Origin of the sequence: Paenibacillus maysiensis, assembly GCF_000520815.1 — a bacterium.
GTDB lineage: Bacteria > Bacillota > Bacilli > Paenibacillales > Paenibacillaceae > Paenibacillus > Paenibacillus maysiensis.
In genome coordinates this window covers 1-16259 of sequence record NZ_ASRY01000279.1, presented here as the reverse complement: position 1 = coordinate 16259, position 16259 = coordinate 1, and the positions used below count along the sequence as shown (strand labels likewise).

Here is a 16259-nt window from a genome sequence, read left to right as displayed (position 1 = left end):
TCGGGTAGCCGTCAATATCGTTCATCACGGCGGTTCCAGCGGATACACCCGTCACGGTGCCGTCCTCCTTGATTCGGGAAAGAATACCGTCGATCGCCTTTTGCGTGTATTTGTTAAACAATCGTCCCTGCATAAGCAAAGCTGTCGCAATGCCTGCGGAGCCCGAGGTTTCCAGATAGGAGGTTTCATCATTCAGCACCGTATGCCACATCCCTTCCGGGGATTGCAGCCGCACCAGCGCACTGAGCTGGTCGCGCAGCGAACCGTCGATGATCATATAGGATGGATGCTGCACCTCCACAAATTTCAGCGCCTTTGCCATCGTGAGTGCCGCCCACGAATTTCCCCGCGCCCAGTATATCCCCGACATCCGGCTTTGGTTCGCATGATCCCAGCCGTGATAATACAGATTCGTATCCGGGTCCTGCAAAAATTCCTCATGCCCGTGATATTGACGGATACCGTCCTCCCAATATTCCCGGTTGCCCAGCAGATGGCCGATGCGCAGCAAATAGTAGCCCGCCATAAACATCGTATCCACCCACGCCTGCTGCGGAAATACGTCATGAAGTGAATTCACGGTATGCTGGAAAATGCCGTCGGCAAACCGCTCCGCTTTTTTGGCCAAAAATTCTGCCATCTCGATGGCGATATCAAGGTATTTTTGCTCACCTGTAGCCTGATACAGCGTCAGCAAGCAGTGTCCCACAGACACACCGTTCACCGAGAGCGGTGGAAGTCCATCCGCAATATTTTCATCGACCCATTCCTTTAATTTGGTCAAATACTTCTCGTTCCCGGTTGCTTCATAGGCTTCACACACCCCGTAAAAGGCTACACCGCCAGGCCAATCCCAGCTATAGTGCATTTGAAACGTACGCTCCACCACCCGGTCGATCACCTGTTTAATTTGTTCCTCATCAAAAATCAATGCAGGCATTTCCTCGTCTCCCCCTTTAGTAAGTTTCACGTTAACTGCCTCCTTGACACCTGTTCGAGAACAATCCGTCCGTCTATCGTACATACATGCGTAAGGGTTGCAAATCCAGCTCCTTCACAGCATCCACCACCATGTCTGCAATACAGACCGCACCGTTCTCATGAAAATGTGTATTATCCTCCAAGCCACTGGAAAAGTTCATGAATTCACCCGGCAGCAGCCACATAAAAAGCTCTTTACTCTCTTCGGGACCCAACCGTTCATATAACTCTTGCGTGCGGGCAGCCAAGTCAATCAGCGGCACGTTCGCCTCTTCCGCCAGCTCACGAACCGCTGTTACATAGTCACCATGTGTGTCGGATAGCGTACCATCCCCGTTAAAATAATGGCGGTGTACAGGTGTGACCAGCACTGGAGTAGCCTCATGACTTCTGGCTCCGTCAATGTAGAGGCGCAGATGCTCCTTATAGGTTGTAAAAGGCTCTGTAGCCCGTTCCGGGTCCGACTTCTGATCATTATGGCCGAACTGGATGAACAGGAAGTCTCCTGCTTTCATTTCAGCCAAAACGACGTCCAGCCGTCTTTCGTCCACGAAGCTTTTGGAGCTTCTTCCCGATACGGCGTGATTATCCACGCAAACATCATGCTTGAACAGGGCGGGCAAAGCCTGGCCCCAGCCTGTATACGGATAGCCGGACGCAGCCTGATCCGTAACCGTGGAATCTCCGGCCAGGAACAGCCGGAGGGTCTGTGGCGCTGGCGCAATCTCCAGCGCATTGAGCCGCGGGGCGGTGCCCGATACGGCGAGGCGTAGCATGCCGCCTCTGACGGGCACAGTAAACCGGGCCTCGGTGAACTGGCCCGGCAGCGTGTGTAACGGGGGCAGCACATGCTTGCCCTCGCCCGCTTTGAGGCGTGTGAGCGTCTCTGCGAGCGGATCGCCGAGCAGCACGGTGACGAGATACGTCCCGTCCTCCGGTACATCGGCGACAAACGCAGCCCCCAGCGGGATGCAAAAGCTGCTTCGCAGCCGTGCGAGCGTATCCTTGGGTGCGGTTACGTCGGACATCCGCCTTTCCCGACCATACACATGGTCTACGTCTTCAAACCCGTAGCCCTGCTCGGCAGTATACAGGCAATCCGGGGGGACTCCCGTGTAACCATCCGCAGGCTCACCCGGACCAAAATCGAACTTCCACATTCCACTCACCTCTCCGCAATAGTCCTTAGCCCTACCCTATCCCTTCAATCCACTTGTACTCATTCCCTCAACAATCTGCTTCTGGAATGCGAAGAATACAGCGATAACCGGTAGCAAGCTTAAGATGGACATGGCGAACATCCCACCCCAGTTGGAGGCAGACTCGCTGTCGAGGAACATCTTGAGTGCAATAGATACGGTATATTTCTCCGGAGAGTTCAGATACAGCACCGGACCGAGCAGATCCTCCCACTTCCAGTAGAAAGAGAAGATTGCCGCTGTAGCCAGCGAAGATTTAAGCAAAGGCAATATAATTCTGAAATACAGTCGGAACTTGCCGCATCCGTCAATCGTCGCCGCTTCATCCAGCTCTGCTGGGATCGTCCGTATAAACTGAACCATCAGGAAGATGAAGAACGGCATTCCGAAAAAGGACGGCACCACCAGCGGCAAAATCGTGTTAATCCAGCCGAGCTTGGTGAAAATAATATATTGTGGCACCAGCACCACATCCCCTGGTAGCATAAGCGTCACCATCATCAAGGCAAACCACAAGTTACGCCCCTTGAATTTCAAGCGTGCGAAGCCAAATGCGATCAATGAGGAGGAAAGCACGGCTCCAATCGTTGAAATCACCACGATCGTGAGCGAGTTCATAATATACGTGCCAAAGTTGTAGCCAGTCGTCCCTTTCCAGCCTGTTACATAGTTTTGCCAGATCCATTCTGTAGGGAAAAGCGAGGATGCCGTGACGAATATCGTCCGACTTTCTTTAAACGAACTGAACAGCATCCAAAAAACGGGATACAGCATCAGGAGCGCCAGTGCGGCAACCAGTATGTGATAGATCGGCCATTTAAACGTTTTCCATGCCATCGGTATCAGCGCCCCTTTTCCGTTTCATAGAATACCCAATATTTGGATGATATAAATAAAATCGCTGTCAGGATCGCAATCATAATGAGCATGACCCAAGCCATCGCCGCCGCATATCCCATGTTGCTGAACATAAACGCCTGCCGGAACAGATACAGTGAATGCAGCATCGTTCCGTCCATTGGGCCCCCTTCGCCCTTGGAAATAACGTAGGCCGGAACGAAGGTCATAAAGGCACTGATCGTCTGCATAATCAGATTAAATAGAATAATTGGGCTAAGCAACGGCAGCGTAATACTGAAAAATTTTCGTACTGGCTTAGCGCCATCTACACTGGACGCCTCGTACAATTCAACAGGGATGTTCTTCAAACCTGCCAGAAAAATCAGCATGGAGGAGCCAAATTGCCATACGGACAGGGTGATCAGCATCGTAAGCGAAGCATCCGGATCACCAAACCATTTCACCGGAGTCGCCCCCAGGGTCGAAAGCAAGCTGTTCACTATGCCGTTATTGCTGAAAATGTTCCGCCACATAATGGATACCGCAACGCTGCCCCCGATAATGGACGGCAGATAGTACATCGTCCGATACGCGCCGACCATGCGCGATTTGGTATTCAAAATCATAGCCACAAACAGCGCGAAAATCAGTCGCAGCGGTACACCAACCAGCACATACGTAAACGTGACCCTGATCGAATTCCAGTATTTCGGGTCGCCTGTGAACATTTTTTCGAAGTTCCCCAGACCAATCCATTTGGGCGGGGTGAACAGGTTGTAGGTGGTAAAGGACAGATACAGCGAAATAAACATTGGAATTAACGTAAACGCCAGAAAGCCCACAATAAACGGGCTGATAAACGCATATCCGGTCATATTGGCTTTCAAGCTCTGATGATTTCGCAAGCTCATCAAGCCTCCCTTCTGTTACAATTTCCTAAATAGATCGGATTAAAAATAATACATATCCGTTGTTACGTGTATTTTATTGTAATTATACAAAGGTAGCTTATGCAATTTGCTCGTCGGGTTAACCGTACGCAATCAAGCTATGCACTACGCACGGTTAACTTAACGAAACTTGCATTCGCCCAAATGCTAAAGTTGGTTCAGGCACTCAAAGATAAGCTTCCATTGCACCGCCTACTGCTTATTATTCGCAAGAATGGCATTCGCATCTGCGCGGAATTTGACCGCTGCATCCTCAGGTTTCATCTGTCCGAAATTGACCTGCTCAATATAATCGGTCAGCGTTGCAATCACTTCCGGTGATCCAACTGGCGGCGGTGGGCTCATTGGAGAAGCCTTTGGCTCCATGGAAGCCACAAAATCAAATACCTGCTTCGTAGCCTCGCTCAACTCAGGAGCTACAGCTTCCTTTATTTTGGCGGAAATCGGTACGCCCCGTTCGCCTTTAATCAATTTATTGGCTTCCACATCGTTCATCCAGAAATCAATAAACTTGGCCGCCTCATCCTTCATCTGCGAACGGGCAGCGACCGTCCAATACATCGTAGGCTGCATGTAGATACCTTTTTCCATATTCGGCCCAAACATCGGAGCCAGCGCCATTGGGCGGTTAACGACCTGCTGTAAGCCCACATACTGATTGGACCACTGCCAAATGCCGATGCCTGTTCCTTTTACGATATCGGATTCCTCAAGAATACCCTTCGTTTGGTTCATAATTTCAGGAGACGGGGTCGCCCCCTTCTTGATCAGATCAGCCAATCCGCCGAAGAAATCGACAAACAGCTTGTCATCGTCATACCCCAATCCTGTTCCTTCCGCATTGTAGAGAGACTTTCCATGTGTACGCAAATAGTAGTGGAAGAAAATATCGGCAGCCATAGTGCTATCGAAGTGAACTTTATTGGAGCCTGCCTTCAAGGCCAGTTCTTTGTATTGATCCCATGTCCAGTTGTCAGGAATTTTGTCTATGCCCGCTTTTTTGAGCAACGCTGGGTCATACTGGAAGCCCAGAACATTGACACCTGTTGGAATACCATATTGCTTTCCAGCAATTACGCCGGTTTTGAGTACATTTTCGTTCACATCAGCGACCTGGATTTTTTGATTCAAGTAAGGCGCAAGATCCTCCAGCTGGCCATTCTTCGCATATTGGCTAATGTATGAAATGTCCATTTGTACAATATCCGGCAGTTGGTTTGCCGCAGCCTGCGGGGCGAGCTTTTTCCAATAGTCATCAAAAGAGGCGTATTCCACATCAATCGTTACATTTGGATTTTTCTGCTTATACAAATCAACGACCTTCTGCGTGTATTCATGACGCGTATCCGATCCCCACCAAGCGATCCGCAACTTTACCTTCCCGTCTGCACTTGTGCCCGAATTGCTGCCGCCATTTGCTCCGCTGCATGCCGTCGTCAAAACGAGCAGCATGGCTATGATCAGAAACCATCCCTTTTTGCCCACCTATCTCTCCCCTTTTCGCTGTTCTAGAAAGGAGCCGCATTACGAGTGACAACGTATTTACGCTAATTTGATAGCGTTTACATTTGCTCCTGTTGTTATTTTCCCAAAAGCAGCGAAACATTGGAATACACAAATCAGGTTTCCTGGGTTTAAAAAACAGAGGGGATTACTTGTACCTAAATAAGCCGAACTTAAAAGTTTCTTATCGTGCCACTACGCAGTTGGATGATGCTTCCCATCGCCACCGCCCCCGGATTTCTGAAATTAAGCCTATGATCACAACATGAAGATCCTCTTGCCATTTGATATCGTCCTTGATATATTTATATCAAGGACGATATCAAAGTCTGATTACAGAGAAACGAGGTTGTTTCATAGCAGAAATTATTTTTTATTATACGGTTAAAGGGAACTCTGAAGTGGATGACTTCCTGCAATTACTGGATGATAAGGCTGTATGCGGTGAAAGCTGAGAAACATCTAGAAGATATTGATTACACTTTTCAGAGAGTAGAGGATGGAATGCCACACACACGCCCTTTACGAGGCGGGTTGTACGAATTACGGCCTGGACGCCTTCGAATCCTATACTTTCGCTGGCAAGGTAAGCTCGTGCTGTTAACCGTCTTTCAGAAAAGCACTCAACAAACCCCAAATCATGAAATTGAACGAGCCGAAAATAGGATGAAGGATTGGATGAAGCGTTTCGGAAAGTAAATCCCCTTGATACCGGAGGTGATAACACAATGAATGAGAAACCAGAACTTAAAACTTGGTCCGATAGACGCAAACAGTTAAACTATAAAACTGATTATGAAAAACAAGTGATCGCTGAAATGGCTCGGGTAGTAAATGATATCGTCCGCAGACGTAAAGAACTTGGGCTTACACAACGGGATGTAGCTGAGAGAACTGGTATTACTCAAGCCCAAGTGGCGAGATTGGAGACTTCAACGTCTGTGCCCTCTATGGAGACTGTAATGAAAGTAGCTCTTGCTTTGGGCTTCAAACTTGGGTTTGAAGAATCAACTAATGAACAAGCTGCATCTAAATTGACGTACGTATAAACTTTAACGTGTAATATGATGTATGCCATGAAACTTTAAAGGAGCCGTGAGGCTCCTTTTTTCTTTTGAGGAAGGGAATTAGAGCCTTACTTACCCGCTCATCCCCGTTCCTGTGATTTAATATACTCCGATGGGGTCATGCCGGCCCATTTTTTGAATACCTGGCTGAAATATTGGGCGTTTCCGCCGAAACCGAACCATTCGGCCAGCTCGAATACCTTGACGTCTCCCGTCTCCCGAATATGCTCAGCCGCACGCTCGATGCGGTAGCGATTGACGTAGTGCGAAAAGTTTTCACCCGTCACCTTTTTGAAAATTTTTCCTAAGTAGTCGGAATTCATGTACAGCATTTGACCTGCTACTCCGTTCAGTGACAAATCGGATTTTCTGTAGTTTTGCTCGATGATAGTGATCATTTTATCAACGGTAGAGGACTGCCGGGACACGTTGCTTTTATAATAGATCGCGGTCATTCGTCCGGCAGCTTCCTGTACGAAAGATTTGAGGCAAGCGAGTGTTTTTTGCTCAGCCAGCACGACCATTCGGCTGGTGAATGCCGCGCGTTCCTCCTCGGGACATATGCGAATCATGGCTGCATACAGTTGCAGCACATAGGAGCGGGTCACGGAAATTTCCAGCTTCATACGGGACAGGATGCCGAATAGCCGATCTACCTCCTGCGCTACCTCCTCCGTATTCCCCGCCTTAATCAGCAGGCCGAACTTCTCTTCGTCCAGTTCCAAATCTGCCATCTCCCGGGGTTCTTCGGCTGCCAGATCCTCCTTGGTGATCAGACTGCCCTCCCCGGTGTAAAAACGGTGATTCATACAATGCAGCGTCTCCCGATACATCCCGCGTGAATGCTGCATACTATCCGACTCACTAACCGCGATCGTTACCTCCAGCTTGTAAAAGCGACGAAACGTCGCACGCACCGCTTCAATCTGCTTTATCAGCCGTGACGTGTCATCCCCGCTCTCCAGCACGATGAGCAGTTGTCCTTGCATGGTCGTCCCAAGCAATACATCGTCCATTAAATCCGCCGCAATATTTTGCAGCGCAAACAGATGCTCCGGCTCATGGGATTCCTCGACCCGCAGCAGCAGCATCCGAACCTGCTTATCTTGCAGCTCCAGACTGAATAACCGCTCATAAAAAGCGATATCCCGACTGCCGTAAGTTTTATAGGAAATAAACTCCTTCAAAAAATGCTCCTTCACATGAGGCAGCATACGCTGAAAGTCAAGCTTCATCCGGTTCACGAACTGCTTGCGTTCGTCCTGTTCCTCCCGCTCCTGCCCCAGCTCAGTCAGCGCCTCATGGATTTGCCGCTCGTTGCAGGGCTTCAACAAATAGTGCTTTACCCCGTATTGCATGGCCCGGCAGGCATAATCAAAATCCTTATAACCAGACAACAGAATGAAACGAACGTCCGGAAAATGCTCCGTCGTTCTCGCCACCAGTCCGATTCCGTCCAGTCCGGGCATAGAGATATCGCTAATGACAAAATCAGGCGGGCTGGCCTGAATCTGATCATACGCCTCAATCCCATTACGTGCCGTACCGACCAGCCTCGTACCCGCTTTGCCCCAATCGACCACCTGTGATATACCTTCCAAAATCATACGCTCATCATCAACCAGCAGCACCTTGTACATGATCCTGATCCCCTTTCACATATGGAATACAGAGATGAATCGACGTTCCTGTTCCTGACTCGCTATGCAGCTCTATGCCCCACGGTGTACCAAACGTCAGGTCAATCCGCTCCTGAATGTTCGCAAGCCCAATACCCTGACCACGGGTAGTGACCTGCCCACTCCGCAGCTGCTCCAAAAAATTCTGAGTCATGCCCGGCCCGTCATCCTCGACCCGCAGCAACAATGCACCTTCTTGCTCCCGGGCAATGATAGCAATCCGACATGGCTCAATTCGCGGCTCCAGCGCGTAATGAATCGCATTCTCTACCAAAGGCTGGAGCGTTAGCTTCGGAATTTGCGCGTCCATCAGTTCTTCCGGGACATCCAGATGAAAAACAAGACGTTCATCAAAGCGTGTTTTTTGGATCGTTACATAACTTCGCACAATATCCAGCTCTTTTCGAAGTGGAATGAGCTGTTCTTCAAAACTGACGGCACTGCGTAGCAGAAAGGCCAGCGCCTCCACCATTTCCGAAATCCGATCTTGCTTATTCGCCTTGGCGAGCCAGTTCACGGACTCCAGCGTGTTATACAAAAAATGCGGATTAATCTGCGCCTGAAGCGCTTTAAGCTCCGTTTCCCGCAGCAATAGCTGCTTTGCCACATTCTCATTAATCAGCTCACGGATACGGCGGATCATCTTCTTATAGGTACGGTGCAGCAAGCCCACCTCATCCTGTGTGGAAAGCGGAACCGCGCCGAGAGCTTCCTCCTCCAGACGATCCAGATCGCCTTTTTCAATTTTACGCATGTTCTGGATTAATTGAACGATCGGCTTCGTAATACTGCCAGATAGTCGGGCCCCCAGTGCCAGCGCGATCAGAAGCATAATGACAAAAATAGCGCTTACAATTTCTTTGATGATCGTAATACTGCGAAACATGTCGTCGAAGGGGGTCATATGCAAATACGTCCAGCCCGTATAGGAGGATTTGGTTTGAGCTGCGAAAAAGGTTCCGCCTGTGTAGGTTGCAATACCATAAGGCTGCTTTCGCCCAAGCTCGGCCTGAATATCGCTGTCACTCAACAGCGGTGTTTCGGGATAGATCATACGTCTTCCATCGGTGATCATTAGCTTTCCGTCACCCCCAGAAGTCTGCACACGGTCGGCTACAATCCGGTCAATCCGTACACGAATCGCCAGCGTTCCGAGTCCGTTCAGAGTAAAGTTGGAATCCGTAAAGGATTTGAACTGCCTCGCAGCCAGCAGGGAGGAGTGACCCGCCACATACCATGCATTGGAGCCGTCATGTTCGTCTGCCAGCATCGACAGGGTGGAGCGAAGCTCCTGAGGAATGCCCTCGCGGTTGCCCGCACTCATGACTTGCCCCTCTTTGTCGATCACCATCATAGAGTAGATATAGGTTTCAGAGCCGGCAAAGGCGACAAGCCTATTCGTTATTTTTTTACGCAGCACCATTTTGGCATAAGGTGAGGTTTCCTTTTCCAGTTGTAGCAAATAACGTTGAAGCTGCTCATCCGTTGTTACCTTGAAAGTAACTTTTTCAACATCCTTCAACTCATTTTCAATGCCGATTGAAGAAATATTGAGTACTTCGGATGTCTTTTTGTACATTTGATTATCATAAATATGAAATACGTATTTAAGTATGACTGCAACAACCGCAAAATTAACCAGCATGAGTACCGTAATCAGCAGTACCATTTTATGATGGATTCCGGCATTTTTGTAAGCGCTCTTAAAATAGGTAATCAGTGAATGTCGCCTCCTTCGCTCGTCCTGTCCGGTCCAGTCTGGAATGGAGATTGCCTGATAAAGCTGTACATCATACAAAATACCCCAAGCCTTGGTCATTCGGCAAGAGGTATTTGTGTTCGCTTAGCGTTGATCGGTTGGTTTCGATTTGTCCGCCTTGCTCATATATTCGTCGTATCGATCATCAAGTTCCCGTGCCATACTCCGGTATTTACGCGTCTCCTCGACAATGGGATCAATATGAGTCTGAACCCGCACCTCATATTTAGGGCTGAGCCTTTCCCGTCTTTTGGCCTCATTCTCACGAATTTCGCCTTCCGTCAGCAGTTCACTGAGCTGGCGTTCCAATTCTTCGGATTGGCTCATCGCGATTTCCTCCTTCAGGATGATGGTCTACGTAGAATTATAACCCGGTTGCGTCTGCTTCTTTCAGCACTTGAATAAGTTGTGAATGAATAGCTGTATTCGTAGCTGCAATATGTCGCACACTCAGGTCATAAGGTCTACCGAGCGTATCTGTGATCGTTCCCCCCGATTCCTGCACCAGCAAAGCGCCCGCTGCCACATCCCAAGCATTCAGACCGATTTCACAGTAAGCTGTGAGCCGTCCTGAAGCCACATAGGCCAAATGCAATGCTGCCGAGCCAAGCGCCCGGATGCCTCTCACCTGAGGTGTAAGTGCCTGTGTAATCTTCATATTCAGCGGCTGTGCAAAAGTGCGGTCCGGCGGGAAGCCGATGCACACCAGACTATCTCCCAGTGTTTCTTCTCTGGATGCTCTCATGGGATTGCCATGCACATACGCGCCCTTACCTTTTTCAGCCACAAACATTTCGTCGCGGGACGGATCATAAATGACACCGACAATTACCTCTCCACGGTGGGCCAAGGCGATAGATACACTGTAGTACGGCAGGCTGTGTACAAAATTGGTCGTGCCGTCTACCGGATCAATAATCCACAAATATTCCTCTTCGCGAGCAGCCTCCAACGCACGGGCCGAAGCCTCAGCCCCCGGCTCTACACCCTCTTCGCCCAGAATGGCATGGTCGGGAAAATGGGTAAGAATCAGTCTGCGGATCATTTGCTCCGCACCTTTATCCACTTCGGTCACAAGGTCCGTCGAAGACTGCTTGGTGCTTAACTGTTCAACGGTACCCAGTCTGCTTTTGATCCATTCCCCGGCTTTGGATGCTGCGTTAATGGCCACGGCGGTATAGCTTTTTCCTGATACGATATAGGGAACCTTTTCGTTTTCATGTTCATTCAACGTGTTCACTCTACTTTCTATATCATTTGTTACGTGGTTTACGAAGCTGCATTACAGCACAGCTTCTTAACCATCTCTATTAAAGGTACACATCTAGTTTACACATTCTAGTATACACAATAAGCTTCATAAAGTTTCTCTATATGGGAGCATTATCCGCAGAATACTATTCTTTAAGGCGTAATTTCTACCGAAGCTCCATTCAGCACCTTCACTCCGTCACCTTCCCGTGCACGCAGTTCGTCCATCAGTCTGAACAACGCTTCATCCTTGCGTTTGGCTTCAAGCATGACATCAATCTGATCCGTATATCCGGCAATGTTGCGCAAAAAAGTAAGCAACGGCTCCACCTGAACACCGTCGGCATGACTGCGGGGGTCTTTTTCACTTTTGGGACTGGACGCATGGATTTTGGGTGGCAGTGGATGATCGGGAGAAGATCCCGTTTGAGCCAGTTCCCCTTTCCAGGTATCCAAAATGCCGGGCCACAGCTCCCACGGCTTCTCGCCCTCATTATTCACCCATTGATGATGAATGTCGAGAACCATCGGCAGCCCCGTCCGCTTGCACGCTTCCAGCGTTTCCACCGCATTAAACGTTTTATCATCGTTTTCCAGCGTCATTCGTTCCCTTAACGAAAGCTCCAGCGCATCCACCTGCTCTACAAAACGCTGACTCGACGTCACCTTGTCTCCATACGCGCCGCCGATATGAATGTTGTTCTTGGCATCCGCACCAAGCCCCATCGCCTCCAGCATTGCTTTATGATGCTGGAGATCGTTAATGGAGCTTTGCAGCACTTCCGGGCGGGGAGTGCTCAGCACTGTAAAATGATCCGGGTGAAACGATACCCTCATCCCGTTCGCCTTGACAACATTCCCGACCTCTGCAAAATCAGCGGCAAGCGCCTGAAAGGGGTCCCAGTCACGCAAATTCTGATGAGTCGCCAGCGGAATCAGCTTGGATGAAAAACGGTACACCTTGATATCGCTCGCCCGATTATGACGCAGTAGTCGCAGTGTATTATGCAGGTTTTCGGCTGCAATCCGCTCCAGCTTGCGAATAGCGGCCTCTCGATCTCCAATTTTGTTAAAGCTGGCGAGCGTCATCGTTTTGGAAGGCGACGCATTTTGTACGGTGACTGACATGGCTACATAGCCGAACCTTACTATCATAGGGTGTCCTTCCTTTCAGCAGATCGCAGTAGATGGCAAGGCCGCTTTCGTTCTGTGACCTCAATCCCTTTTCTACTGATCATACCCGGAAAAGCTCCCTCTGATTCGGCGTGAACCAGTTCTTGTCCTGCCTATTGCGCTCCAAAAAACATTTCATCCGCCAAGGCAGTCTGAATTCTTGCTTCCTCTTCATTCAGCTTGCGAATGAGGATCATTTCAACCTCGGTCACTTCGTCGCCCTGAAAATTGATTTCGGCAATACAGCCGACAATCTGCACGATGGCAACTGCCACGTTGTCCGCACTGTAAGCGATGACCTTCTGGCCTGTCGGGAACACACGCAGTCCGGATTTAACCATTTTACCGCGTCCGTATTCCAGCAGTTCGTACAATTCCTGTTCGCTCTTGAATTTGCACACCGAGTTAAATTCCGTTTGAAAGCCCATGTTTAGCCGCCACCTTTCGTGAAGGATTTTTACAAATCCTGATTGTAAACCATGTATATGAACAAAAAGGGGAGTGATCAGCCCCCCCTGGTTCGAATTTATGAGTTCTCGTAATGCAGCGCTGACCTGCGTTCATAACGCTCCAGCGCGAGCGCAATCATGCGGTCCAGCAAGCTTTGATAGGATACGCCTGTTTCTCTCCACAGCAATGGATACATACTGAACGGCGTAAAGCCCGGCATCGTGTTTACTTCATTAATAAGAATATGTCCATCCGAACGTCTAACGAAGAAATCGGCTCGGGAAATACCACAGCCCTCCAGAGCGCGGAATGCCTGCAATGCAGCTTCACGGACACGATCTGCTACTTCCTCGTCCAGCGGTGCCGGAATGAGCATTTCCGATTGGCCGTCCGTGTATTTGGCAGCATAATCGTAATAGTCGCTGGACGATACAATTTCGCCCGGTACGGAAGCAATCGGCTCGTCGTTGCCGAGTACACTGACCTCGACCTCGCGGGCATCGACATACTCCTCCACAATGACCTTCAGATCAAATTGCAGAGCCAGCTCAACTGCTTTTTCCAGCTCTTCCCGGTTACTGGCTTTGGAAATACCGACACTTGATCCCAGATTCGCCGGTTTGACGAAGCACGGATACCCTAATTCAGTTTCCATTTGGCGCACCAGATCATGACGGGTTTTTGACCACTGTGTACTGTTAAAATAACAGTATTTCACTTGCGGCAATCCTGCATGCTCAAACAGCTTCTTCATAACGCCTTTGTCCATCCCTGCGGCAGAAGCCAGCACGCCTGCACCGACATAAGGCATATCTGCCATTTCGAACAAGCCCTGGATCGTTCCGTCCTCACCAAAGGTGCCGTGTAGCAGCGGGAACAGCACATCCAGCGTCTGCTCTCCGTACAACTTGCCAAACAACGTATCTAATGCCGCCTTCGTACCGCCCTCTGCGCGCTCCAGCTTCAATTGCTCTACGGAAGCCAAGGGTGCGTCAAGCAGCGCCCCTCTGCGCCAATCGCCAGCCTTCGTAATATAAAAAGGAATAATCTCGTATTTCTCATAATCAAAAGCGTTCAGTACCGCATACGCCGTTTGCAGCGAAACCTCATGTTCGCCCGATTTGCCGCCGTACACCAGCCCTACGGTCAATTTTTGTTTTGCCATGCCTATCCTCCGCTTTCCTGCCTTCGTCATTGTGCCTGATTTGCGTCACTGTACCTGTTATAAACATTTCATTTAAAAATAGTCGGCTATATGATAAAAGCGATACACCGTGTTGTCCGTCCACGCATACGAATTTTTGTAGTCCCAATAACGATGTCTGGAGCTTACTGTATGCGCATTGACAAGCGGCATCCCGCCCGCATCAAAGGCCGTTACCACCGTGCTGTGCTGAAAGGTGCCGTCACCATCCCAATCATAAAAAATGACGTCCCCCAGCATTAGCTGCTCCGGACGACTCACCTGCTCGGCGGTCAACCCCCACGAGCTGGAGCCCAAATACCGCTCCAGGCTGTTGGAAACCGCCCAACTGTAGCTCCACAGCTCACGTCCAGCGACCCGTCCTTTGTACCACCAGCCCGATTCTCTTTTACCAGTATAGTGGATCGGTGCGCCCCCTGCAAAGAGGCATTGCGAGATATAGTTGGTGCAATCCACATCAAAACCTTCAAACTCCGGGTTGAAGCTATCCCACCACTGATCCGCATAGGCTGCCGCCTCTTCCCGGCGATATCGGTTGGGGCGTGCTGATGAGCCAAACCCCAGTACACCGCGATTTAGCAGCGGCAGATTCCCTCCCTGATTAAACGACGCCTGTTCAAAAGGAACCTCTCCCCCCGCCGGCTTTCGTTCTGCCGGATCACGCTCGATTCTTGCCACCTGCCAGGCTTCACCCTCGCGCGTGAACGTCAAACGTTCCCGTTCAATACGATCCTCCCGGTGAGTCATCCCGCCTTTTTCATAAAAGAGCCGGACATGCAGTTGTACATCCACCACAGCCTCTTCCGGCGTATCCTGCACAATTCGCAGCGGCTTGGCGCGTGTTTCGCTACGTAATGGAACGGCGTTCCGCTCGTTATACCACTGTTCCAATCTAGCCGTACGAGCCGCACGCTCCATCCGCTGACCTACCTCCAGATATTCATCCGGCTGTGGAGCGCTGTTCACCTCACTCCGGTTATATTGGTTCACATAAGCAAAAAGGGCCTGCTTCCATTCCCGCTCCCCCATCCCTGTCCCTCCATTTCCGTCCCGCCATCCCTGTTTGGGAATAGCCGGGATACTGAATAACTTTCTTACTTCCCGCTATAGCCTGATATGGCTCTCTATCTATAGGTATGAATCTCTAAAGCTTGGTATGAACACCGAAACACGAGAAAGAGGAACGTTTTATTTTCCAGGCTTCGGTGTATAAATTAGGCCAAAAAAACTTTACGTAATCGATTGAAAACGGTATACTTAATGCATAAACATTATTTTGAAATTAGGTTTCATCTAATGAAACTAAATTAAAATCATCTTCTCCTCTATTATGAAAATAACGGTTATCCATAGGTTAATCGATTATTCTTCAAATCAGCCATGCTACTTTCATGAGAGCGTAACCAAATTAAACCTACTGTGCAAGACGTCGAAAAAACGACATCCCTATTTTCCCCAAGCATCCACTTCAAGGAGGTAATACTTATGTCAGGAAAAGATCAATTCTCCATTGCCCGCAGTCTCGAAGTTAACGGCAAGCCTTACCGTTATTACAGTCTCAAGGCACTGGAGGAACAAGGAAAAAGCGGCATCGCCAAGCTGCCTTTCTCCATTAAAGTGTTGCTGGAAGCCGCTGTGCGCCAATTCGATGGACGCGCAATTACTGAGGAGCATGTGCAACAGCTTACAGGCTGGGCTGAGGATCGTGACACCAACAAGGAAATTCCATTCATCCCTGCACGCATCGTGCTTCAGGATTTTACCGGTGTTCCGGTGGTTGTCGATTTGGCAGCCATGCGCGATACTGTGAAAAAAGCGGGCGGCGACCCGAAACAAATCAACCCGCTCGTACCCGTCGATCTTGTTATCGACCACTCGGTTATGGTCGATGCCTTCGGTACCAGTGAAGCGCTGGACTATAATATTAATGTAGAATTTGAGCGTAATGAGGAACGGTACCGTTTTCTGCGCTGGGCGCAAACGGCGTTCAACAACTTCCGCGCCGTACCGCCATCCACCGGTATCGTCCATCAGGTCAATCTGGAGTATCTCGCATCCGTGGCCGCCACCAAAACAATTGACGGCGAAACCGTCGTCTTCCCGGATTCCCTCGTCGGAACGGATTCCCATACGACGATGATTAACGGTCTGGGTGTTGTAGGCTGGGGTGTCGGCGGGATTGAGGCAGAGGCGGGTATGCTGG

16 protein-coding genes are annotated in these 16259 nt (G+C 49.7%); 3 read left to right on the top strand and 13 right to left on the bottom strand.

The window, feature by feature from the left end:
* The 5 genes from L696_RS0120805 to L696_RS0120785 all read right to left on the bottom strand — a co-directional run.
* Positions 1-940: glycoside hydrolase family 88/105 protein (locus tag L696_RS0120805; RefSeq protein WP_025685355.1), on the bottom strand; the 940-nt coding region annotated here is incomplete at its 3' end.
* Between the two features lie 73 nt (positions 941-1013).
* The gene (locus tag L696_RS0120800; RefSeq protein ID WP_025685354.1) at positions 1014-2141 is read right to left on the bottom strand and encodes a rhamnogalacturonan acetylesterase; all 1128 of its coding nucleotides are present in this window, start codon (positions 2139-2141) and stop codon (positions 1014-1016) included.
* 36 nt (positions 2142-2177) lie between these two features.
* Complete coding sequence (locus tag L696_RS0120795; RefSeq protein ID WP_025685353.1) at positions 2178-3017, bottom strand: carbohydrate ABC transporter permease; 840 nt, start codon at positions 3015-3017, stop codon at positions 2178-2180.
* Between the two features lie 5 nt (positions 3018-3022).
* Positions 3023-3931, bottom strand: coding sequence for a carbohydrate ABC transporter permease (locus L696_RS0120790; protein WP_025685352.1), 909 nt, complete (start codon positions 3929-3931; stop codon positions 3023-3025).
* Positions 3932-4162: 231 nt separating this feature from the next.
* A complete protein-coding gene (locus L696_RS0120785; protein ID WP_025685351.1) occupies positions 4163-5455 on the bottom strand; it encodes an ABC transporter substrate-binding protein in 1293 nt (430 codons plus the stop codon).
* Positions 5456-5878: 423 nt separating this feature from the next.
* On the opposite strand from L696_RS0120785, the gene L696_RS32795 reads away from it, so the two are divergent.
* Positions 5879-6172, top strand: coding sequence for a type II toxin-antitoxin system RelE/ParE family toxin (locus tag L696_RS32795; RefSeq protein WP_049827473.1), 294 nt, complete (start codon positions 5879-5881; stop codon positions 6170-6172).
* 29 nt (positions 6173-6201) lie between these two features.
* Complete coding sequence (locus L696_RS0120775; protein WP_025685350.1) at positions 6202-6522, top strand: helix-turn-helix domain-containing protein; 321 nt, start codon at positions 6202-6204, stop codon at positions 6520-6522.
* Positions 6523-6620: 98 nt separating this feature from the next.
* Here the strand turns inward: L696_RS0120775 and L696_RS0120770 are convergent, their stop codons facing one another.
* The 8 genes from L696_RS0120770 to L696_RS0120735 all read right to left on the bottom strand — a co-directional run bounded on the left by L696_RS0120770 (position 6621) and on the right by L696_RS0120735 (position 15085).
* On the bottom strand, positions 6621-8180 hold the full coding sequence (locus L696_RS0120770) for a response regulator transcription factor (protein WP_025685349.1): 1560 nt from the start codon (positions 8178-8180) through the stop codon (positions 6621-6623).
* Positions 8158-9888 (bottom strand): sensor histidine kinase, encoded by a 1731-nt coding sequence (locus tag L696_RS0120765; RefSeq protein WP_245233413.1) that lies wholly within the window; start codon positions 9886-9888, stop codon positions 8158-8160. Before L696_RS0120765 ends, L696_RS0120770 begins: the two co-directional genes overlap by 23 nt.
* A gap of 174 nt (positions 9889-10062) precedes the next feature.
* Complete coding sequence (locus L696_RS0120760; RefSeq protein ID WP_025685347.1) at positions 10063-10305, bottom strand: hypothetical protein; 243 nt, start codon at positions 10303-10305, stop codon at positions 10063-10065.
* A 37-nt stretch (positions 10306-10342) separates the two neighbouring features.
* Positions 10343-11209: an inositol monophosphatase family protein gene (locus L696_RS0120755; RefSeq protein ID WP_025685346.1), complete on the bottom strand. Its 867-nt coding sequence runs from the start codon at positions 11207-11209 to the stop codon at positions 10343-10345.
* Positions 11210-11382: 173 nt separating this feature from the next.
* Positions 11383-12384, bottom strand: a complete 1002-nt coding sequence (gene uvsE, locus L696_RS0120750; protein ID WP_025685345.1) for a UV DNA damage repair endonuclease UvsE — start codon at positions 12382-12384, stop codon at positions 11383-11385.
* A gap of 131 nt (positions 12385-12515) precedes the next feature.
* Complete coding sequence (locus tag L696_RS0120745) at positions 12516-12830, bottom strand: hypothetical protein (protein WP_025685344.1); 315 nt, start codon at positions 12828-12830, stop codon at positions 12516-12518.
* Between the two features lie 98 nt (positions 12831-12928).
* Positions 12929-14017: a D-alanine--D-alanine ligase gene (locus L696_RS0120740; protein WP_025685343.1), complete on the bottom strand. Its 1089-nt coding sequence runs from the start codon at positions 14015-14017 to the stop codon at positions 12929-12931.
* Between the two features lie 72 nt (positions 14018-14089).
* Positions 14090-15085 carry an amidase domain-containing protein gene (locus L696_RS0120735; protein ID WP_025685342.1) on the bottom strand — a complete coding sequence of 332 codons (996 nt, stop codon included), beginning with the start codon at positions 15083-15085 and terminating at the stop codon, positions 14090-14092.
* Between the two features lie 456 nt (positions 15086-15541).
* On the opposite strand from L696_RS0120735, the gene L696_RS28855 reads away from it, so the two are divergent.
* Positions 15542-16259 (top strand): aconitase family protein (locus L696_RS28855; protein ID WP_245233412.1); only part of this gene is annotated, 718 nt, incomplete at its 3' end.

Bases quoted from the DNA above. Each gene is read 5' to 3' on its own strand.
- L696_RS0120800 (WP_025685354.1), bottom strand. From the start codon at position 2,141: ATGTGGAAGTTCGATTTTGGTCCGGGTGAGCCTGCGGATGGTTACACG.
- L696_RS0120795 (WP_025685353.1), bottom strand. From the start codon at position 3,017: ATGGCATGGAAAACGTTTAAATGGCCGATCTATCACATACTGGTTGCC.
- L696_RS0120790 (WP_025685352.1), bottom strand. From the start codon at position 3,931: ATGAGCTTGCGAAATCATCAGAGCTTGAAAGCCAATATGACCGGATAT.
- L696_RS32795 (WP_049827473.1), top strand. From the start codon at position 5,879: ATGACTTCCTGCAATTACTGGATGATAAGGCTGTATGCGGTGAAAGCT.
- L696_RS0120775 (WP_025685350.1), top strand. From the start codon at position 6,202: ATGAATGAGAAACCAGAACTTAAAACTTGGTCCGATAGACGCAAACAG.
- L696_RS0120770 (WP_025685349.1), bottom strand. From the start codon at position 8,180: ATGTACAAGGTGCTGCTGGTTGATGATGAGCGTATGATTTTGGAAGGT.
- L696_RS0120765 (WP_245233413.1), bottom strand. From the start codon at position 9,888: ATGGTACTGCTGATTACGGTACTCATGCTGGTTAATTTTGCGGTTGTT.
- L696_RS0120760 (WP_025685347.1), bottom strand. From the start codon at position 10,305: ATGAGCCAATCCGAAGAATTGGAACGCCAGCTCAGTGAACTGCTGACG.
- uvsE (WP_025685345.1), bottom strand. From the start codon at position 12,384: ATGATAGTAAGGTTCGGCTATGTAGCCATGTCAGTCACCGTACAAAAT.
- L696_RS0120745 (WP_025685344.1), bottom strand. From the start codon at position 12,830: ATGGGCTTTCAAACGGAATTTAACTCGGTGTGCAAATTCAAGAGCGAA.
- L696_RS0120740 (WP_025685343.1), bottom strand. From the start codon at position 14,017: ATGGCAAAACAAAAATTGACCGTAGGGCTGGTGTACGGCGGCAAATCG.
- L696_RS0120735 (WP_025685342.1), bottom strand. From the start codon at position 15,085: ATGGGGGAGCGGGAATGGAAGCAGGCCCTTTTTGCTTATGTGAACCAA.